The organism is Cohnella sp. GCM10012308, from assembly GCF_042649185.1.
In the GTDB taxonomy this organism is placed as follows: Bacteria; Bacillota; Bacilli; order Paenibacillales; family Paenibacillaceae; genus Cohnella.
Genome location: NZ_JBHRYU010000056.1, coordinates 1 through 19,377, shown reverse-complemented (window position 1 = coordinate 19,377; position 19,377 = coordinate 1). Strand labels below are relative to the sequence as shown.

The following is a 19,377-nucleotide window of genomic DNA, read 5'->3' as shown; positions in this document are numbered from 1 at the left end:
ATTTGAGTAAATTTACGGATTTTGGTTTGGAAAGTGATGTCCTGCAAGCAATTTCCCAGCTTGGATACGAAGACGCTACGCCGATTCAGAGCCAGGCGATCCCGGTAGCCCTTAGCGGTCGCGACATGATCGGTCAGGCGCAGACGGGAACGGGCAAGACGGCCGCCTTCGGCATTCCGCTGGTCAGCAAGATTCAAGCTTCCGAGGAACGCATCGTGACGCTCGTCATGACGCCGACTCGCGAGCTCGCTATTCAGGTGGCCGAAGAGATCGAAAAGCTCGGCCGTTTCAAGGGGCTTCGTTCCCTCGCGATCTACGGCGGTCAAGATATCGGACGCCAGATTCGCGGCCTGAGACGCAAACCGCAGATTATTATCGGCACGCCGGGCCGTTTGCTTGACCATATCAACCGCAAGACGATCAAGCTGGAGGACGTTCAGACAGTCGTTCTTGACGAAGCCGACGAAATGCTCGACATGGGCTTTATGGAAGATATCCAATCGATTCTGAGCCTTGTACCGGCCGAGCGCCAGACGCTGCTCTTCTCCGCCACGATGCCTGCCAACATTCAGAGGCTGGCGCAGCAGTTCCTTCGCACGCCTGAACATATCTCGGTTATTCCAAAAACGTCTACGACGGCCAGCACCATCCAGCAATTTTATGTCGAAGTACAAGAGCGCATGAAGTTCGACGCGCTGTGCCGCCTGCTCGACATGGAACCGCCGGAGCTCGCGATCGTATTCGGTCGCACGAAGCGCCGCGTAGCCGAGCTGTCCGAAGCCCTCATGAAGCGCGGATATGCCGCTGACGGCCTGCACGGCGACTTGTCGCAGAACCAGCGCGACGCGGTCATGCGCAAGTTCCGCGACGGCAGCATTGCCGTTCTAGTCGCGACGGACGTCGCTGCGCGCGGTCTCGACGTTTCCGGCGTCACGCACGTCATTAACTTCGACCTACCGCAAGATCCGGAGAGCTATACGCACCGGATCGGCCGTACCGGCCGTGCTGGCAAGGAAGGCACGTCCTGGTCGTTCGTTACGTATCGCGAGATGGAGCACTTGCACTTCATCGAGCGCGTTACGCGCTTCCGCATCGCGAAAAAGGCGCTGCCGACCGTCGCCGAGGCGGTCGAAGGCAAGCAACGCGTCATCGCCGATCGCTTGATCGAAGCCGTGAGCGCAGAGGACGCGGATCTTGATTCCTTCAAGGGCATCGCGACCGAACTGCTTGAGCGTCACGATTCCGTCGAACTGCTGTCCGCGGCCATCAAGCTTCTGGCCGGCGACAAGAACGACGTAGCTGTAGAGCTCACGCCGGAAGATCCGATCCGCTCCAAGAAGCGCAAATTCGGCGATCGCGGCGGCAGCGGCGGCGGTTACGGCGGTCAACGCCGCAGCGGCTATGGCAGCGGCGGACAAAGCGGCGGCGGCTATAGAGGCGGCAGCAGCGGCGGCGGTTATAGAGGCGGCAGCAGCGGCGGTTATAGCGGCGGCCAAGGCGGCAGCGGCCGCAGCAGCAGCAGCAGCTACGGTAACCGTAAGCCATACAGCGGCGACTCACGCCGTGAAGACAGCTACCGCGACGGCGGCCGTCCGAGCGGCGGACGCCGCGAAGATTCGCGCGGCAGCCGCAGCGAGGATTTCGTTAATATCTAACACCCGATTTATTTGAAGGGCAAGGTGCGCGGGCGGTGCGATCCGCACGCGCACCTTGCCGTATATCAGGAGGCGTTTCTCATGGAAATGCGCGGCATGATGGGCGGGTTCTACAAAATTTCCGAATGGATCATGCGCCTGTCCGTTACAAATGTGCTATGGGTGTTGACCTCGCTGCCGGTATGGTTTTTCCTCGTTTTCGGCGTCTTGAGAGCGTCTACAACGGACGAGCTGGTCACCATGCTCATTCCGATGGCTGTGCTGATGCCGTTCACCTGGTTTCCGTCGACCTCGGCCATGTTTTCGGTCGCCCGCAAATGGGTGATGGGAGATACGGACGTTCCGCTGCTCAAAACCTTTTTCCGCAGCTATAAGCAGAATTATTTACAGGCGATGCTGGGCGGACTGTTATATTCGTTGCTGTTCGTCATTTTGATCGTCGACTACCAGGTTTACTTGAAGAAGTTCGAAAACCTCGGCGTGTTGTCGATCTTATTCCTCGCGCTGATGGTGCTGCTTCTCGTATCGTTGTTCCAATTTTTCTCGCTGCTGTCGCATTTCCATATGAAAACGATACAACTTCTCAAAAATGCCGTCGTCCTGACGATCGGCAAACCGCTGAGATCGCTGTCCACGGCGATCGGGAGTGCGGTCATCGTGTTCATCAGCTTCAAGTATACGTTCTTGATTCCGTTTTTCATGGGAAGCCTCATCGCTGTGTTCGCCTTCTACAACTTCTACCTGACCATTCAAAAAATGCAGGCGATGGCGAACAAAGAAGAGGATCCGCTTCCGATCGAGGAATCGCCTACCCGTGATGAGGACATGCCCAAGGTTTAGCTCCGGACGAGCGGTCCCAGCTGGTTAATGAACCCAACAGGCGTGTTGAAGTTTACTTTTCTCGGCAGCCTGTATATAATGGGTATCAATCCTGCCTTGCACGTTACGGCGACACATGTTTTGAACCAATGCTGTTTCCTAGGGAGCTCTACATCGCCCTGCGGATGACACGCCCCCGAAAAGGGTAGTCAGCATGCAGCGCTGCGGGCACCCACCTGCGAGAGCGGGTTCAGAAACAAGCGCGTCGGACGGCAAAGGCGGGTTTTCCGTTATTTGGCTTTAAACCCCGGGACGGGCATGGTATGATTAGCTTTAGCGTAGGTCACCCGGAGGGAGAGAGTGGAATTTGCTGAAGAGAGTACTCGTCGGATTAATACGCAGCCAAGAACACACTGGCGACAAGGCGAAGGATCCGAAGCTGAAATCCCATTACTACCGATTGTCGAAGGACAGGGCGTTCGAGGAAGTTGCTTCCGTCCTGAAGAAAATGCAGGGTTATAAAGTACTTCATGAGGTCCCGAATATCGGAGAGCTTGTGCTTGAAAAACGGACGATGGCCGGACGCACGATGGACATTACCGTACAGATCGTGGGCACGGGCTTCGGTAACTCCGCTGTAGACATTTACTCCGCTTCCCGGGGATCGCTCGGCGATCTTGGTGCGAACTACCGCGTCATTCAGGAGATCTACGGCGTCCTGGACAAGAAGCTATCCAATTACAAAAATTGAGTTTTTAAACATAGATCTCGACGCAAAGAAGCGAGGTATAGGCTTGGGCCTTGCCTCGCTTCTGTATGTCGTATGATGTCGATCGCTCGCGTATTAGAGCAGTTCGCGAACGGCGGCTACGGCTGCATCGTAGTCCGGGTGCTCGGTCATTTCTTTAAGTACTTCGACATATACGATCTTGTCGCTGGCGTCCAGTACGAAGATCGAACGCATGTCGAGGGCGAATTCCTTGATCAGGACGCCATAGGCTTTGCCGAAGCTGTTGTCCTTGTAATCCGACAGCAAGACGACGCGATCGATGCCTGCGGCTCCGCACCAGCGGGCTTGGGCAAAGGGAAGATCCGCGCTGACGGTCAGAACTTGGACTTGTTCGCCGAGCTTCGCAGCTTCTTCGTTAAATCTTCTCGTCTGGGCGTCGCATACGCCGGTGTCGATTGAAGGTACGACGCTTATCAGCTTGATTTTCCCTGCATAATCCTTGAGAGAGACCGTCTCGACGAGGCTTTTGCTCAGTTGAAAGTCAGGTGCCTGGTCGCCGGCTTGAAGCTCGGGACCGATCAGCGTAATGGGATTGCCTTTAAACGATGCTGCTTGATTCCGTTCTTGACTCATGGATAGTTGGGCCTCCTTCAGCGAATGGACTTGACGTAACCCATTATAAATGTCGGAATTGCCGTTGTCCAATGACGAATTGCAGCCAGACAAAGGAGTGGTGGTCATTGATTTTTGTTCGCTATGAGAGTCTGAGGCAATATCTTCGTCTGTACCCCGTCAATTCGACGATCATCGCTGCCAATCTGGTCATGTTCGTGATCATGCTTTTTAACGGCGACCCTACGCGCGGCGATACGTTGGTTAAATATGGAGCGCTAACGAGCTTTCCGGGTTATGACCAGAATTGGCGGTTCGTTACGGCGCTTTTTTTGCATGCGGGTCTTGCCCATCTTGCGATGAACATGTTTGCCGTTTTCGTTTTCGCGGCGCCGCTTGAGCGGTTGTTCGGACATGCAAGATATGCTTTCTTTTACTTGATTTCCGGCGTGCTCGGCAATGTGTTCGCTGCAGCATTCTCGGGACCGGAGTGGATCGCGGTTGGAGCGTCCACTTCCATTTATGCCTTGTACGGCGCGTACTTGTTCATGGTAATATTCCAGCGATACGCGCTCGACCAAGGTTCCAGGTCGACAATTCTAGGTATTCTTGTAATCGGGCTCGTCATGTCCTTTATCGTGCCGGGCATTGGTTACTGGGCGCATGTGGGCGGTTTGCTGGCGGGATTTGTTTTGTACGCTTTGATGGGCAGTCGATTTTTGAATCGATAAGGAAGAGGGAAGGGGCTCTAATCGTGGAGCTTAGGCAATTGCAGTACTTTATCCAGGTGGCGCGCCTGCAGCACGTGACCAAGGCGTCGGAGGAGCTCCATGTGGCGCAGTCGGCGGTGAGTCGGCAGATTCATCGACTGGAGGAAGAGCTTGGCGTGAGGCTGTTTATGCAGCGTGGGCGCAACGTTCAGTTGACTCCGGTAGGTCAGCTATTTCTGAAGCGCGCGCAGAGCGTGTTGCAGGACCTGGATCGTGCGGTGAATGAAATTCACGAGTTCATGGATCCCGAGCTTGGGGAGATCAGGCTTGGATTCCCGCACAGTCTGGGAACGCAGCTCATTCCGCAGGTGATCGCCTGTTTTCGCAAGCTGCATCCGGGCGTCAAGTTCAGGTTCCGGCAAGGGATGTATCCGTCTCTGATCCGTGATATCGTTGAAGGAGAGATTGACTTAGCGTTCATTTCTCCGTTTCCCGAGCGGCATGAGCAGGTGACGGGCGAAGTCGTGCTGACGGAGGATCTGTATGCGATACTGCCCCCGAGCCATCCGCTGGCCGGGGAGGAATCGATTCATCTGGCCGAGTTGAAGGACGATACGTTCGTTTTGTTTAGCAATGGTTATTCCTTGCGACCCCTTGTATGGGATGCTTGCAGGCTCGCCGGCTTCGTGCCGACAATCGGCTTTGAGGGCGAAGAGACGGACACGATACGCGGCTTAGTTGCCGCTGGGATGGGCGTGAGCTTGCTGCCGGAGATGGCGCTCTACCAGACCGGGACAATGATGCCGGCCGTCGTGAAGGTGCGAGAACCGCAGGTAACCCGCACGATCGGTCTGATCAGGCGATCGGGCGAGAAGCCGCAGGCTGTGGTCAAGCTGTTTCATAATTTCTTGGTGGATTACTTTAGCGGGCATTACAAGCCTGTTTGAACATAAATGCAAAAGGAAAGGACCGGCTCTCGCCCGGTCCTTTCCTTTTGCATTTGCATGTCATTATTCTGACTGACATTATTATTCGCGGCTGTTCGTGTAAATTAAAACGAGGCGAATCAGCTCGAGCAACGACATAAGCGCTGCGGCTACATAGGTCAGCGCAGCGGCGTTGAGAACCTTGCCTACACCGCGTTCCTCGTCTCTAGCGATGAAGCCTTCGGCCACCATTACTTGGCGAGCCCGATTGCTGGCGTTGAACTCGACCGGCAGCGTCACCAACTGGAAGGCGACAGCGGCGGAGAAGAAGATGACGCCGAGTCCGATCAGGTTCGTAGCGGCAAAGATGATGCCGACGATGAACAGGAACGGAGCGAGGCCCGATGCGAAGCGTACGATCGGGAACATCCGGTGGCGCAGCACAAGCGCCGGATAATGCTGTTGGTGCTGGATGGCGTGGCCGACCTCGTGGCAGGCGACGGATACTGCGGCGATGGAGCTTTCGTAATAGACCGGCTCCGACAGCCGTACGACCCGTTGTACGGGGTCGTAGTGGTCTGACAGGGTACCTTGCACAGGCTCGATGGGCACATCGTGAAGGCCATTGCGGTCGAGCATCCGGCGTGCGGCCTCGTAACCGGTCAAGCCGGTAGAGGTGCGGACCTCGGACCATTTATTGAAGGTGCCCTTCACGCGGAACTGCGCCCACAGAGACAGTAGAAATGCGGGAATGATCAAGATGTACATCCAGTTGGCGTTCATATGCATCTACCTCCGTGGCGTAAATTCCTCTAAAAACGTACGTACGAGAGGCTACATAAAATTTCCCTTGTTCAAAAGAAGAAGAAGCGCTTCGATGACCGCGGCCGTCTGCGGCGTGATTGTCTTGAACAGGCGTTTGGCTTGACCCGGTTTGAGCTGCTCGAGGACCGGCTCGAGCTCCTTTACTTCCCGTTCTAGCTGGGAGAGGTGGCTCGACAGGTCGGCAATCTTGCGGTTCACCTGCTCGCTGGGCGATACGCGGCTGAGGGTCGTGAACATCTCCTTGATCTCTTCGAGGGAAAACTTTTGAGCCTTCAATTGTTCAATACGTTTAATTCGTTCGAGCGTTTCATCATTATATAGGCGATAATTGCCGTCCGAGCGCTTGGCGGCGGAGAGCAGGCCGAGGCCGGTGTAATAATCGATGGTTCGCGGGCTGACGCCGGACAATCGGGACAGTTCTCCGATCCGGTACAAATTGCGAGGCGGTTCCGCGGCTCCGTGTCGCATGAGCTTATCCCCTTTCTTATGATCGTTATGCGTTTATCATACCCAATCCCAAACCGTACAGTCAAACGTAATGCTTGTGACGAAATTATGTAGGACTAATTATGCAGGAATGCTGAAAAAATTCTCCTGATAATTACAGGAATGCTGAAGTTCATTCTCTTGACAGGAATGGTGACGCGAATTGAAAAGAGCTTCTCAATTTATGAATAGTCGACAAATCCTCTTATGTAAGGTTAAGGCCGTGTAGATACGGGTTTTAATCCGTAAATGTGATTCAATCCTTAACATTAAATTGATATTCCAGCTTTTATGTCAGATATATTAAGGAAAGTCCGAACTTTTATTCGAAATTCTTATTGTCAAATCGGTATCTTCTAACTATAATGACATTAAGGCTTTCTTAAAATGTTATGAAACATTACATGTTGGGGAGTGGTCGTATTGTTGAAGAAAAGTTTGCTCGGTTTAGGCGCATTGCTGCTATTATTCCCAACGATGGCTTTTGCAGCGGATGGTGATCCGTCCGCAGCGACGCTGGATATGGGTCTTAACGCACTGTGGATCATGGTCGCCGCCATTTTGGTTCTGCTCATGCAAGGCGGCTTCATCCTGCTCGAGACCGGCTCCACGCGCATGAAAAATGCCGGTCACGTTGCCGGTAAGACAATCTTTACGGTAGGCCTGGCTTCTCTGGTATACTGGGCGGTAGGCTATGGTATTACCTTCGGCGGCGATGCCGGCGAAAGCTTGAACAAGTTCATGGGGCTCGGCAATTTCTTCTTCGATCCGTCAATCGTGGCGGGGGAGGGCGACGCTTATCCTTCGACGATATTCTTCGTATTCCAATTGGCGTTCGCGGCCGTATCGCTCTCGATCGCATGGGGCGGTTTCGCCGAGCGCGCCAAGCTGTCCGTATACCTGATCTTTACGATCGTTTTCGCAGCGGTTATTTATCCGATCATCGCTCACTGGATCTGGGGCGGCGGCTGGTTGGCAGCCGACGGCGCGCAGGACTATGCCGGCTCCACCGTCGTTCACTTGACTGGTGCGATGGCCGCGCTCGCAGCGACCATCCTGCTCAAGCCGCGGATCGGCAAGTTCAACAAGGACGGCTCCGCTAACGAAATTCTCGGTCACAACCAAGTATTCACTTCTCTGTCCGTATTGATCCTCTGGGTAGGCTGGTTCGGCTTTAACGCCGGCAGCGCGGTGTCCGTAGGCGAAGGCTTCTTCGGATACGTCGCTTTCACGACTCAGCTTGGCGCAGCCGGCGGCGCGGTATCCGCGCTGCTGATCTCCTGGCTGTTGAAGGGCAAGGCCGACATTCCATCGATGCTGAACGGCGCCCTGGGCGGTCTGGTTGCCATCACTGCGTCCTGCGCATTCGTTGAACCTTGGGCAGCAGTCGTAATTGGTCTTATTGCAGGCGTGCTTGTCGTCGTGAGCGCACAATTTTTCGAAAAGATGCGCGTCGACGATCCGATCTCGGCGATGTCCGTACACGGTGCGGCAGGCGTTTGGGGCACGCTGGCCAACGGCCTGTTCGCAACCCAAAAGCTCGTCGACCAAGTCGGCGTCGGCAAGGCCGGTCTGTTCTACGGCGGCGGCGGCGAACAACTGTGGGTACAATTCCTTTCCGTCGTCGTTTGCGGCGCCTTCGCATTCGCTGCATCGTTTATCGTACTGTGGGTCATTAAGCAAGTGAGCGGTCTGCGCGTCACCGAAGAGCAAGAGATCATCGGTCTCGACCTGTCCGAGCACGGCACTTATGGCTATCCGGAAGCGCTGAAGCGTGCAAGTACGAACACGACTGCGCTCTGATCGACATCTCATCAGTCCCATCAAATATAGCATCGGCGTCCCGACAGGAGGTAGGACCGCATTGTCCCAGATGGACTTGGCACAGCGGTTGCTTGAAATTAACGGCGCGGGAACGCTGCATCAATTGCGGACGATCCGGGAAGAGGTGCAGGAGCGCGTCAGCGCGCTCTTGCATGAAGAGCATCGGATCGTCCCGGTCGTCGAAGCGCTGAACGAGCTGCACGACGCTTTAATCCGCCGGGTATTGACGTTGGCGGAGCAAGATACGGCACGGATGGGGCTCGTCGCTCCGCCCGTGCCGTATGCCTATTTCTTATTCGGAAGCGGGGGACGGGGGGAGCAGACGCTCGCGAGCGATCAGGACAGCGGCCTGGTCTATGGCGACTGCCCCAATCCGGAGGATGCCGAACTAGCCGCGGCGTACTTCGGCGCGCTCGGCTCCCGGATCGTCGCATCATTGTTCGAGATCGGTTATCCGCCCTGCGAAGGCAATGTCATCGTCTCGAATCCCGAGTGGTGCCTTCCGATCTCGGCCTGGGAGGAGAAGGTTGACCGCTGGTTCGAAGTGCCTAGCTGGGAAAATGTCCGGTATCTGCTGATCCTGGCAGATGCGCGTCTATTGGCCGGCGACGTCGAGCTTGGTCGCAGATGGAAAGGCCGCTACATCGGCGACATGATGTCCCATGCCGACATCGCCAGACGTATGCTCGAAAACACGCTTAGGCATAAGGTGCTGATTGGCGTGTTCGGTCAGCTCTTCGTAGAGAATTACGGGGAAAACGCGGGTAGTCTGGATATTAAGTACGGTGCTTATATCCCGATGGTCAATATTTTTCGCTTGCTGGCCATGCGTGCCGATATTCCGGCGACGAGCACGCTCGGCCGCATCCAAGCTCTTCGGGAGCTCGGGGCGATAAGCGGAGATACGGCCGACGAAGCGGCTTGGGCGTTCGAGGTGTTCCTGCGTCTTCGATTGCTTGCTTCGGGACGGGATGACAGCGGACAATGGGCCGGCAACGGCAAGCTTAGAGCCGCGCTGCTGGAGAAGGAAGAGAAAGCTCCGCTCAAGAAGGCGCTGCGGATCAGCAGGCGGCTGCAGCGCCATCTGGAGAAGGAGATGCAACGCCGCTTCGGCGGGAGGTGAATGGCATGAAGGAGCCCAAAAGTCCAATGGGCCGCATGTGGCATTTATACAAAACGGGCGGCATCACGCCGGCAATCGCTTCGATGCTGGGTTCTTCCAATGCGCAGCAAATGGCATTCATCCGGCAACTATCGCGCGATCAACGCAAGGAATCCGCTTTGGATACGCCTTTATCGGAAATGGAGGCTGTCGTATTCGACCTGGAGACGACCGGCTTCAATCCTTACAACGGCGACGAGATTCTCTCCATAGGAGGGGTCTTGATCAAGGGGGGCGAGCTCGAGGCTGCCGAGCCGTTCTATCGTCTGGTGAACCCGCGCAGAAAGATTCCGTCGCATATTACGGAGCTGACCGGGATTACGGACGCGATGGCGCAGGACGCTCCCGATCTTATGCAGGGACTTCACGACTTCCTCGACTTTATCGGCAAGCGAGTGTTGATCGCCCACGGGAGCGGCCACGACAAGCAATTCCTGAACGCCGCGTTGTGGAAGACGTCCAAGGTCAATCTGTCCCATCGCGTCGTCGACACAATGATGGTCGCCAAGTGGCTGGAGCCGCGGCGCAAAAGCTACGGTCTGGACGAGCTGCTGGAAAGCTACGGGATCGAGATCACGTATCGCCATCATGCGCTTCACGACTCGTTGATGACGGCGAAGTTGTGGTTCGCCTTCCTTGAGTTGATACAGGCTAAACAGGTATCGACGCTAGGGGATTTGTATGCCTATCTCAGCAGACATTAACGAACGCACAGCTTGAGCCTGGTCCATGTGCCGTCGCCATCCAGACCGTATGCGCGCATATTTGCCGAAGGCTGCAGGCCGACGATCAAGTGACATCCGAAGCCATCCCATCCGCGGAGATCGCTATCGCTCGGCAACGGCGGACTGGACGGATGGGAATGGAAAAAGCCGATGATTTGTTGTCGGCTTTTTTGCGCTGCGTATGCGGCTGCGATCCATGAGTCAGGTTCGAAGGCAAACGCGTTTGCTGGATCTGCGGCGGCATTTTGAATAAAAAGGAAATCGCAGATGGCTAAGACCGCTTCGCGGGACGCTCCCAGCAGGACGCCGCAAGCTTCGTAAGGAAGTGTCTGGCGGCAACCATCAGCAAGTGTGCGAAGCAGCGCCTTGCTTATATGGACTTCTATTGGCATGTGCATCGGACTCAGCCTTTCTCTATGGCGCAGTAGGATCAGTATGCGCGACCGGGAGTACGCTTGCAATGGTACGGGTGAAGGGGATGGCACGAATCTGCCGAATCCGTTAAGATGGAAGGAGCGATCTAGGCGAAGCGAGGAGAAGGAATTGAAGCGTAACGTTATCATTGTCGTCATTTTTATCGTAGCGATTGCAGGCGTGTTGGTCTATAATCTAGCCGGAAACGGAAAAGGCACAAGTGAGGCGGAAAATGGCTCTGCGGTGTCTCAGAATGGTGGATCGCCAACGAAGGAGGCGCCGACAGTAGGGTCATTGGCGCCTTCGTTAAAGCTGTCATCCCTGGACGAGAGTACGACCTACGAGGTTGATTCTAAGGCGCCGCAGGATAAGGTGCTGGTCATCAACTTTTGGGCTTCGTGGTGCGGACCTTGCGATGTCGAAGCGCCGGATCTGGTGAAGCTCTACGAGGAGTACAAAGGAAAAATCGAGTTGTACGGGGTCAATGCGACCAAATACGATACGGTAAGAGGCGCGAAGGATTTCGTCAAAGAAAAAGCGATTCCGTTCCCCGTGCTGATGGACAAAGACGGCAAGGTAGGAGACGAGTATAAAGTGTTCTCGTACCCGATCAGCTTTATCGTGGATCGTCAAGGCGTCGTCCGTCAGCGGATCGAAGGGGCCAGGAGCTTGAAGGAATGGCGGACGATGATCGAAGAGGCGATGAAGGAAGCCGCTTAATCCGGATAACGCTAGCTGCGAGCTGCAATCGAATTGCAATACTACATGTATGCAGAAACCGTTCTTCTATTAATGGGTGCTCGACGCCTCCATTTTAAGGAAAAACGGTTTTTGTTTGTTGCTCATGCAGAAGCCGCCGTTTCGCGAACAACTGCACTGCCAAGAAGCTTGGCTTGAGCGCCCTAGCGAGCAGCCGTTTTATGGATGAAAAAAAAGAGATGGGCACAGTATTCGTTGCCTCATCTCATATCATGCTGAATCAGTGGTTGACCAGGCCGAGCGTCTCGCGCGGCGCTGCGGGGGAGAAGTCGCTCTGCGCCATGCCGAGCAGCGCGTAGCGGATGCTGTCGATGAGCGCTTCCCAGCTTGCCTCGATGACGTTGGAGGAGACGCCGACCGTGCTCCAGCTGTCCTTGAAGTCCGACGATTCGATGAGCACGCGGACCTTCGCGGCTGTCGTCTCTTTTTCGTCCAGTACGCGGACCTTATAGTCGGACAAGTGAATGTCCTGAATGCCGGGGAAGTACTGGGAGAGCGCCTTGCGAAGCGCATTGTCCAGCGCGTTGACCGGGCCATTGCCTTCGGCGGCCGTGTACACCTGCTGCCCGCCGACGTTCAGCTTGACGATCGCTTCGGTCTGCGCGCCTGCCTTAGATTTCTCGACGAGAATCTTGAACGATTCGACGGAGAATACATCAACGATATCGGTGTATGCCTCCCGAAGCAGAAGCTCCAGCGATGCGTCTGCGCCTTCGAACTGATAACCCTCGTGCTCAAGTTGCTTGATTTTTTCGATCACGCCTTTGGCTTTGGCGCTGTCCGTGGTCACGTCGAGACCCATTTCCTGGGCTTTGGACAAAATGTTGCTCTGTCCGGCGAGCTCGGATACGAGCACCCGCTGCTTGTTGCCGACGAGCTCAGGCGCGATATGCTCATAGGTCTTCGAGTCCTTCAGGATCGCAGACACGTGGATGCCGCCTTTGTGAGCGAACGCAGCCGTACCTACGTAAGGCTGGTTGACCGGAAGCATGACATTCGCGATCTCGCCCACGTAGCGCGCTACGGAAGTGAGGGAGCGAAGCTGCTCGTCGGATACGACCGGATAGCCGAGCTTGAGCTGGAGCGTCGGGATAATGGAACAAAGGTTGGCGTTGCCGCAGCGCTCGCCGTAACCGTTGATCGTTCCTTGGATCTGGCGCGCGCCTGCAGCGACGGCGGCCAGCGTATTGGCCACGGCAAGCTCGCAGTCGTTGTGCGTATGGATGCCGATCGGCGCATGGACTTGAGCCGAGACGCTCGATACGATCTCCGAGATCTCGCTTGGCAGCGTCCCGCCGTTCGTATCGCACAGCACGATCCAGTCGGCACCCGCTTCGCGGGCGCGCGTCAGCGCCGCCAGCGCATATTCCGGATTCGCCTTGTAGCCGTCGAAGAAATGCTCCGAATCGAAAATGGCTTCGAGCCCGTGGCGCTTCAAAAAGGCGATCGATTCGCCGATCATGGCCAGGTTTTCCTCGAGCGTCGTCTGCAGTGCCGTATGGACATGGAAATCCCAAGTCTTGCCGACCAGCGTCGCCGCCTTCGCGCCGGATTCGATCAGGTTGCGCAGATTGCCGTCCTGCTCGCAGGAGCTGTTCTTGCGACGCGTACTGCCGAAGGCGGTCAGCTTGGCGTTAAGATTGAGCTCGCGAGCGCGCTTGAAGAACTCGATGTCTTTGCTGTTGCTGCCCGGATTGCCGCCTTCAATATAATGAATGCCCAGCGCGTCGAGCTTCAGGGCGATCTTGAGCTTGTCCTCGGCTGTAAGGCTGATGCCTTCCCCCTGGGTGCCGTCGCGAAGCGTCGTATCGAAAATGCTGATGGATTGGGTCATGGATGAGGGTACCTCCCAAGAACGTAAATAGCCAGTCGGCGAATATTCTAACTATTATAACATGCGGTGTCCCAATTGTAGAGGGAGGAATGACGAGGGGGCGGGCTGTCGGAAAGCCGCGGAGTGACCGCGGAGGCTTCAAGCATTATAATGAAGGAAGCCGAAAAACGCGCGAGGAGAATGAGCGAGATGGATGGCGGGGTCCGCGAGAAACGCGGTAGGATCATATTGCACATGGACATGAACGCCTTTTATTGCTCGGTTCATGCGGCGGAACAACCCGAACTATATAAAGGAAAGCCGACGGCCGTCGCGGGAAGCGTGGAGCTGCGCAAGGGGATCGTCGTGACGAGCTCTTATGAAGCGAGGGCCAAAGGCGTCAAGACGGGAATGACGGTCAGGCAGGCCGAGCGGGCATGTCCCGAGCTGATTCTCATCTCCCCGGACTTCGATCTCTACAGGCATTATTCGCGGGGCTTCCGGCGCATCGCCGGCGCCTATACGCCGCAAATCGAGTCCGTGTCGATCGACGAGTGCTTCCTTGACATTACCGGCAGTTCCCAGTTCGGCACCGCGATCGAGATCGCCGAATCGATTCGCCGCAGGGTGAAGGAGGAGCTTGGGCTGCCGTGCTCCATCGGCATCGGACCGAACAAGCTGCTCGCCAAGATGGGCTCCGATATGCGCAAGCCCGACGCAGTCACCGTCGTGCGGCGGCGAGACGTGCCCCGGTTGTTGTGGGGCAAGCCCTGCCAAACGTTGTATGGGATCGGCGGCAAAACGGCGGAGAAGCTATTGAGGATGAACATCCGAACGATCGGCGAGCTTGCAGCCGCGGACGAGAAGCTGCTCAAGGACAAATTCGGCGTTTACGGGTCCTGGATGAAGCGGGCTGCGCACGGGCAGGACGACTCGCCGGTCGAACCGGTGCGCGAGGCGGCCAAGTCCGTCGGCCATACGACGACGCTTCCGGCCGATCTGACCAAGCGGGAGGAGTTCCGCCGCGTGCTGTTGAACCTTGCGGATCAGACCGCGCGGCGGCTCAGGCGGGAAGGCATGATGTGCAGGGCCGTGCAGATTACGATCCGGGATCCCGACATGAAAACGATCACGCGCTCCCACACGGTCGATGTGCCGACCGAGAACGCCGATGACGTTTATAAGGTCGCATGCAAGCTAATGGACGCGAATTGGCGCGAAGGGGAGCCGGTACGCCTGCTCGGCATCACGCTGCAGAGCCTGTCGCCCAAAACGGAAACGCCTGTCCAGCTTGATCTATTTGAATACGAGGAAACGCCGCGAAAGGCCGAGCTCGTCTCCGTGCTCGACCGGCTGCGGGACAAATTCGGCGAGAGCGCGGTGCTCACGGCCGGCATGCTCACCAACGATCCGTCGGCCTTGATTCGCAACAAAAAGATAAGGGGAACGTCCCTTCAAACCGACTTTTTGCGGGAGAAGGAAGAAGGCGAATAGCGTCGCTATAAGCCGAAGCTATAGCCCGGTATTCCTTATTTTTATTTGAAAGTCGCGGTCTTTTGTATTATATTTGGATTTAAACAACGAACGTTTCCGCGTAAGGCAAGCGGGATTGACTTTTTTAGGAGGCTTATCATATTATGGCTAAATTTACGTATGTCGATAAAGACACTTGTATCGCTTGCGGCGCTTGCGGCGCCACGGCCCCCGATATTTACGATTACGACGACGAAGGATTGGCGGAAGTCATCTTCAAGGGCGACGCGAACCGGGGTACGACCGAGATTCCGGAGGAGTTGTACGACGATCTCCAAGACGCTTCGGACGGCTGCCCGACGGATTCGATTCAGATCGCCGACGAGCCCTTTAACATGTAGTTCCCGATTTCTTGCGCGGACCCATCGACCTTCCCGATTGCCTTCTGGCAAGGGAAGGTTTTTTTGCGACCTTTTTTGACAAAATTTGAACAATCTCTCCCCGGATTCAAGTATACTAGCTATGGAATGTCGATCGAATCGCAAAGGGCAGGGGAACCCGTGAGAGAGAAAATTAAAAGATTGGCTATCGCGATGAACGTGTTGCTGTTGATCGCCTTGTTTTTCGCGCACAACGAGCGGTGGCTCGGCCGCCTCGACAACATGCTTTACGACTACAATATGAAGCAAGCTGCCGGCAAGCCTCCTAAGGACGTCGTCGTGGTCGCGATCGACAACGACTCGTTGGCCGAGCTTGGACGGTTCCCATGGGATCGGGCCGTCTATGCGCCTTTTCTCGATATGCTGAACCAACCGGGCAGCGAACCGAAGGCGATCGGCTTCGATATTACGTTTAACGAAGAGACGAACGCGGACAGCGATCAGGCGTTCTCGGACGCGCTCGCCGCTTACGACAACGTCATCCTGCCCGTCATCGGGGAGACGGAAGGCGACGTGTTCGGCGAGACCGTGGCAAGGCCGGACGCCTTGCTTAAGGCTTATCGCATGGATGGCCCGCTGCCTCAGTTCGCGGAGCATGCCAAGCTTGCGAACATCAATCGGGTCGCGAGTCCGGACGGCGTCATCCGTCAGACCTGGCTCAAGATTCAGGACGAGAACGGCACGGTCTATCCTTCGCTCGCTTACATGGCGGCGGGAATGGCCGGCGCGGACCTGTCCGCTTACGACAAAATGACCGATCCCGGCAAAATTTTCGAAAAAAACAACGCGGTCGCAAAAAATACGATCACGATCGATTACCTTTTGAACACGGAGGACGTTACGACCGTATCGTTCAGCCGGGTACTCAATGGCGAGATCGATCCGAGCGTCTTCAAGGATTCGGTCGTGCTGGTCGGCTTTACGGCCGTCGGACTATCCGACGATTCGGGTCAGGACAGCGGGACGACGCCGATCGAAAAGAAAATGCAGCTCGTTTACGTGCACGCCAACATCGTGAACCAGCTGCTAAGCGGTACGTCGGTCGGTTATGCGCCGGCGTGGACGATCTGGCTGGGCGGACTCGTGCTGTTCCTTCTATTTATATTGCTCCCTTGGCGCCTCAAAAACATTTACTCGATCCTGCTGTATCTCGCGGCGGCTTCAGGCCTGGTATACGGGCAGATGCTTGCTTATAGCGCCTATAAGATTCAGATCGGCGTCGCTGACACGATCCTCGCGGTCACGCTTGCCTACCTGACCAACGTGTCGCTCAAGTCGTATCTGGAAAGCGCGCAAAAGCATTTCGTCACGCGTCAGTTCGGCCGCTATATATCGCCCGATCTAGTCAAGCAGATCGTCTCTCAGGATATCGACATCAAGCTCGGCGGCGATTCAAAGACGATCACCGTATTGTTCCTGGACATCCGGGGCTTTACGCCGCTGTCCGAGAAGCTCACGCCGTCCGAATTAGTCGACACGCTGAACACGATGTTCAATATGATCACCGAGACGACGCTGGCCAACAGGGGCACGATCGACAAGTTCATCGGTGACGCTGCCATGATATTGTTTAACGCGCCGCTCGACGTCGAAGACCATGAGCGGCTCGCGGTAAAGACTGCCTACGAGATTCAGCAGGGCATGAACGAGATCAGGCGGACGATCCGCGAAAAATACGGCTGCGAGGTCAACGTCGGCATCGGCATTCATACCGGCACCGTCGTCGTCGGCAATATCGGCTCCTATCTGCGCGTGGACTACACGGCGATCGGGGACAACGTGAACATCGCGGCGCGGATCGAATCGCAGACCAAGCCCGGTCAGATCATGGTGTCGGACGCCGTATATGCGAAAACGGTTGACTATTTCCGGTTTGACGATGGCGAGGACCGGATGTTCAAGGGCAAATCGCTGCCGATTCGCGTATACGAGCTGCTCGGGGTCGCGGGAGCGCCCGCGCCGACAATTGCTGCTTCAAAAGACCATTTGAACGCGATTTAGTGACTTTTGTCGGATTTTCCCGACTTTATGCTTCTATAAAATAGGAATTAACGGATTTACGAGATCGAGTAGCCTATGAAGGAGAATGAAAATGAAAGCATGGAATCGCAAAACGGCCGGCGCCGCGGCGGCGCTCGCACTCAGCCTGACCGTACCCGGAGCCGCGCTCGCGGCAGATACGGGCTGGCTTCAATCGGGCGGCCTCTACGAGATTCGCACCTGGGCAGGCCAGTCCGAATGGGGAAGCCAGGACGGCCCGCTCGCAGGGGCGACGCTGTTCAAGCCGCACTCGGTCGCCGTTCGCGCGGACGGAAGCCTGGCCGTGTCGGATAGCGGGAACCATCTGATCCGTATGCTCGCCGCGAATGCGCTGACTACCTACGCGGGGCACTTCTCCGGATCCGACGAAGGCGGCCTGCCGACGGGTTCTTATCATGACGACCTGTCGGATCGCGCGCTGTTCGACCAGCCGCTTGGCATCGTCTTCGATGCGGCAGGCAACGCCTTCGTCGCGGACGCGGGCAACAATGCGATCCGCAAGATCGGAGCGGACGGCAAAGTGACGACGCTGGCCGGCAACGGCCTGGTGGGTTCGGCCGACGGAAAAGGCAGCGCCGCCGCGTTCAACGCGCCGTCCGATGTCGCCGTCGATGCAGCGGGCAACGTATACGTGGCGGATACGCTGAATCACGCGATCCGCAAGATCGCGGCAGACGGCACCGTTACGACGCTGAACGCGCCATCGACGCGAGTCGGCCAGTACCTGCCAGGCGCTGCGGAGAGCTTCGGCGACTATGCGGACGGACCGCTGGCAGCGGCCAAGTTCAATGAGCCGAGCGGACTGGCGCTCGACGCCAAGGGCAACCTGTACGTAAGCGACCGCGGCAATCAGCGCATCCGCTATATCGACTTCGCTGCCGGCACGGTCAGCACGGTCGCAGGGACGGCGCCGGCGCTTGGCGCCGACAATCCTTATGCCGAAGGCGAATACCTGGACGGCGCGGCCGCCTCGGCGCGATTCGACGCACCCGAAGGCCTCGCGATCGCGCCGGACGGGACGCTTATTATCGCGGACAGCCTGAATCATGTCGTCCGGCTGCTCAAGGACGGGCAGGTGAAGACGCTGGCCGGCGAAGCGACGGAGCCGGGAGCGGTCGACGGCGTCCTCTACGCGGCGCAGTTCGACCATCCCACCGATGTCGCCGTCCTGCCGGACGGCAGCCTTGCGATCGCTGACGAATCGGGCAACAAAATCCGGCATCTTGAGAAGTACGCGGGAGCGGCTGGACTGAAAAAGGACGGCGCGATCAAGACGCTGTTAAATGGCTCGCCGCTGGGATCGGACAAGCCTGCGTTCGTATCCGGCGGCGCGACGTACTTGCCGCTGCGTGCTGTCGGCCAGGCGACGGGCTTCGCGGTGACGTACGATGCCAAGACCAAGTCGGGCAAGCTGACCAAAGGCGATGTCGTCTACTCGGTGACGAACGGACAGAAAAAGGTCTCCAAGAGCAGCGGCGGCCTCAAGTCCGATCTCACGCTGAATGCCGCCCCGGTGCTCAAGGACGGCAGCTTCTACGTGCCGGTCCGCTTTTTCGCAACGGAGGGCGATCTGGACATTCAATGGGATGCTTCCGTCCAGACCGTCATCATCCGCAGCAAAACGTTCTAAACGAGATGGCTCATCGGGACCGTTCGCAGCGCTTGCCGCTGACGGACGGTTCTTTTTTCGGAATGTTAGATAAGCGGCAATTCTTGGGCAGGTTAGTGTGTTTTGGCGTGCCGGCGCTCATCGGGGTTTGGGTTGGCCCGCCTAAAACCTGCATTTGTACAGGTATTTTCTGTCGGCTCGCGACAGTTTATGAAATACCTGCAAATACGGCTAGGCCCCCTAAAACTGGAGTCATGGCCTACAATGATTCGATCTTTACAGCGTAGGTCTTTATTTCGCGCGATTACACCGATCTGTAATAGTCTGAAGCGTCTTCCAATGTCTTGACCCATGC

At 56.6% G+C, this 19,377-nt stretch carries 18 protein-coding genes and 1 other RNA gene; 14 read left to right on the top strand and 5 right to left on the bottom strand.

Annotation, left to right across the window (positions count from 1 at the left end):
- Window positions 1-2: 2 nt before the first annotated feature.
- The 4 genes from cshA to ACFOTD_RS33060 all read left to right on the top strand — a co-directional run bounded on the left by cshA (window position 3) and on the right by ACFOTD_RS33060 (window position 3,225).
- On the top strand, window positions 3-1,655 hold the full coding sequence (gene cshA / locus ACFOTD_RS33075) for a degradosome RNA helicase CshA (protein WP_378124261.1): 1,653 nt from the start codon (window positions 3-5) through the stop codon (window positions 1,653-1,655).
- Between the two features lie 81 nt (window positions 1,656-1,736).
- Complete coding sequence (locus ACFOTD_RS33070) at window positions 1,737-2,495, top strand: YesL family protein (protein WP_378124260.1); 759 nt, start codon at window positions 1,737-1,739, stop codon at window positions 2,493-2,495.
- 85 nt (window positions 2,496-2,580) lie between these two features.
- A non-coding RNA gene (gene ssrS, locus ACFOTD_RS33065) (6S RNA) lies at window positions 2,581-2,763 on the top strand.
- A gap of 78 nt (window positions 2,764-2,841) precedes the next feature.
- Window positions 2,842-3,225, top strand: coding sequence for a DUF1499 domain-containing protein (locus ACFOTD_RS33060; protein ID WP_282907894.1), 384 nt, complete (start codon window positions 2,842-2,844; stop codon window positions 3,223-3,225).
- A 93-nt stretch (window positions 3,226-3,318) separates the two neighbouring features.
- Here the strand turns inward: ACFOTD_RS33060 and tpx are convergent, their stop codons facing one another.
- Window positions 3,319-3,837 carry a thiol peroxidase gene (gene tpx, locus ACFOTD_RS33055; protein ID WP_378124259.1) on the bottom strand — a complete coding sequence of 173 codons (519 nt, stop codon included), beginning with the start codon at window positions 3,835-3,837 and terminating at the stop codon, window positions 3,319-3,321.
- Window positions 3,838-3,944: 107 nt separating this feature from the next.
- On the opposite strand from tpx, the gene ACFOTD_RS33050 reads away from it, so the two are divergent.
- Together ACFOTD_RS33050 and gltC are read left to right on the top strand one after the other, a co-directional pair.
- Entirely contained in the window at window positions 3,945-4,547 is a 603-nt protein-coding gene (locus ACFOTD_RS33050) for a rhomboid family intramembrane serine protease (protein WP_378124258.1), read from the top strand.
- A 23-nt stretch (window positions 4,548-4,570) separates the two neighbouring features.
- Window positions 4,571-5,473 (top strand): glutamate biosynthesis transcriptional regulator GltC, encoded by a 903-nt coding sequence (gene gltC, locus ACFOTD_RS33045; RefSeq protein WP_378124257.1) that lies wholly within the window; start codon window positions 4,571-4,573, stop codon window positions 5,471-5,473.
- 81 nt (window positions 5,474-5,554) lie between these two features.
- Here the strand turns inward: gltC and ACFOTD_RS33040 are convergent, their stop codons facing one another.
- Both ACFOTD_RS33040 and ACFOTD_RS33035 read right to left on the bottom strand, forming a co-directional pair.
- Window positions 5,555-6,235, bottom strand: a complete 681-nt coding sequence (locus tag ACFOTD_RS33040) for a zinc metallopeptidase (protein WP_378124256.1) — start codon at window positions 6,233-6,235, stop codon at window positions 5,555-5,557.
- 51 nt (window positions 6,236-6,286) lie between these two features.
- The gene (locus ACFOTD_RS33035) at window positions 6,287-6,745 is read right to left on the bottom strand and encodes a MerR family transcriptional regulator (RefSeq protein ID WP_378124255.1); all 459 of its coding nucleotides are present in this window, start codon (window positions 6,743-6,745) and stop codon (window positions 6,287-6,289) included.
- A gap of 441 nt (window positions 6,746-7,186) precedes the next feature.
- Between ACFOTD_RS33035 and ACFOTD_RS33030 the strand changes: the two genes are divergently transcribed.
- The 3 genes from ACFOTD_RS33030 to ACFOTD_RS33020 all read left to right on the top strand — a co-directional run bounded on the left by ACFOTD_RS33030 (window position 7,187) and on the right by ACFOTD_RS33020 (window position 10,453).
- Window positions 7,187-8,566 carry an ammonium transporter gene (locus tag ACFOTD_RS33030; RefSeq protein WP_378124254.1) on the top strand — a complete coding sequence of 460 codons (1,380 nt, stop codon included), beginning with the start codon at window positions 7,187-7,189 and terminating at the stop codon, window positions 8,564-8,566.
- A 70-nt stretch (window positions 8,567-8,636) separates the two neighbouring features.
- Window positions 8,637-9,710, top strand: coding sequence for a DUF294 nucleotidyltransferase-like domain-containing protein (locus tag ACFOTD_RS33025; protein WP_378124272.1), 1,074 nt, complete (start codon window positions 8,637-8,639; stop codon window positions 9,708-9,710).
- A 5-nt stretch (window positions 9,711-9,715) separates the two neighbouring features.
- Window positions 9,716-10,453, top strand: a complete 738-nt coding sequence (locus ACFOTD_RS33020; protein WP_378124253.1) for an exonuclease domain-containing protein — start codon at window positions 9,716-9,718, stop codon at window positions 10,451-10,453.
- On the opposite strand, the gene ACFOTD_RS33015 is transcribed toward ACFOTD_RS33020, so the two are convergent.
- Window positions 10,450-10,866, bottom strand: a complete 417-nt coding sequence (locus ACFOTD_RS33015; RefSeq protein WP_378124252.1) for a Mov34/MPN/PAD-1 family protein — start codon at window positions 10,864-10,866, stop codon at window positions 10,450-10,452. The two genes, ACFOTD_RS33020 and ACFOTD_RS33015, sit on opposite strands and share 4 nt — an antisense overlap.
- 151 nt (window positions 10,867-11,017) lie before the next feature.
- On the opposite strand from ACFOTD_RS33015, the gene ACFOTD_RS33010 reads away from it, so the two are divergent.
- Window positions 11,018-11,608, top strand: coding sequence for a TlpA family protein disulfide reductase (locus ACFOTD_RS33010; protein WP_378124251.1), 591 nt, complete (start codon window positions 11,018-11,020; stop codon window positions 11,606-11,608).
- 259 nt (window positions 11,609-11,867) lie between these two features.
- Here ACFOTD_RS33010 and cimA read toward each other — a convergent pair whose 3' ends face one another.
- The gene (cimA, locus tag ACFOTD_RS33005) at window positions 11,868-13,481 is read right to left on the bottom strand and encodes a citramalate synthase (RefSeq protein ID WP_378124250.1); all 1,614 of its coding nucleotides are present in this window, start codon (window positions 13,479-13,481) and stop codon (window positions 11,868-11,870) included.
- Window positions 13,482-13,670: 189 nt separating this feature from the next.
- Between cimA and ACFOTD_RS33000 the strand changes: the two genes are divergently transcribed.
- The 4 genes from ACFOTD_RS33000 to ACFOTD_RS32985 all read left to right on the top strand — a co-directional run bounded on the left by ACFOTD_RS33000 (window position 13,671) and on the right by ACFOTD_RS32985 (window position 19,043).
- Entirely contained in the window at window positions 13,671-14,954 is a 1,284-nt protein-coding gene (locus tag ACFOTD_RS33000; RefSeq protein ID WP_378124249.1) for a DNA polymerase IV, read from the top strand.
- A 143-nt stretch (window positions 14,955-15,097) separates the two neighbouring features.
- A complete protein-coding gene (locus tag ACFOTD_RS32995) occupies window positions 15,098-15,334 on the top strand; it encodes a ferredoxin (RefSeq protein WP_378124248.1) in 237 nt (78 codons plus the stop codon).
- 159 nt (window positions 15,335-15,493) lie between these two features.
- Window positions 15,494-17,374, top strand: coding sequence for a CHASE2 domain-containing protein (locus ACFOTD_RS32990; protein WP_378124247.1), 1,881 nt, complete (start codon window positions 15,494-15,496; stop codon window positions 17,372-17,374).
- Between the two features lie 91 nt (window positions 17,375-17,465).
- Complete coding sequence (locus ACFOTD_RS32985; protein WP_378124245.1) at window positions 17,466-19,043, top strand: stalk domain-containing protein; 1,578 nt, start codon at window positions 17,466-17,468, stop codon at window positions 19,041-19,043.
- The last annotated feature ends 334 nt before the right edge of the window (window positions 19,044-19,377 follow it).

Excerpts from the sequence above, each read along its gene's own strand:
- ACFOTD_RS33070 (WP_378124260.1), top strand. The coding sequence starts at position 1,737 with ATGGAAATGCGCGGCATGATGGGCGGGTTCTACAAAATTTCCGAATGG.
- tpx (WP_378124259.1), bottom strand. The coding sequence starts at position 3,837 with ATGAGTCAAGAACGGAATCAAGCAGCATCGTTTAAAGGCAATCCCATT.
- ACFOTD_RS33040 (WP_378124256.1), bottom strand. The coding sequence starts at position 6,235 with ATGAACGCCAACTGGATGTACATCTTGATCATTCCCGCATTTCTACTG.
- ACFOTD_RS33035 (WP_378124255.1), bottom strand. The coding sequence starts at position 6,745 with ATGCGACACGGAGCCGCGGAACCGCCTCGCAATTTGTACCGGATCGGA.
- ACFOTD_RS33025 (WP_378124272.1), top strand. The coding sequence starts at position 8,637 with ATGGACTTGGCACAGCGGTTGCTTGAAATTAACGGCGCGGGAACGCTG.
- ACFOTD_RS33020 (WP_378124253.1), top strand. The coding sequence starts at position 9,716 with ATGAAGGAGCCCAAAAGTCCAATGGGCCGCATGTGGCATTTATACAAA.
- ACFOTD_RS33015 (WP_378124252.1), bottom strand. The coding sequence starts at position 10,866 with ATGCCAATAGAAGTCCATATAAGCAAGGCGCTGCTTCGCACACTTGCT.
- cimA (WP_378124250.1), bottom strand. The coding sequence starts at position 13,481 with ATGACCCAATCCATCAGCATTTTCGATACGACGCTTCGCGACGGCACC.
- ACFOTD_RS33000 (WP_378124249.1), top strand. The coding sequence starts at position 13,671 with ATGGATGGCGGGGTCCGCGAGAAACGCGGTAGGATCATATTGCACATG.
- ACFOTD_RS32995 (WP_378124248.1), top strand. The coding sequence starts at position 15,098 with ATGGCTAAATTTACGTATGTCGATAAAGACACTTGTATCGCTTGCGGC.
- ACFOTD_RS32985 (WP_378124245.1), top strand. The coding sequence starts at position 17,466 with ATGAAAGCATGGAATCGCAAAACGGCCGGCGCCGCGGCGGCGCTCGCA.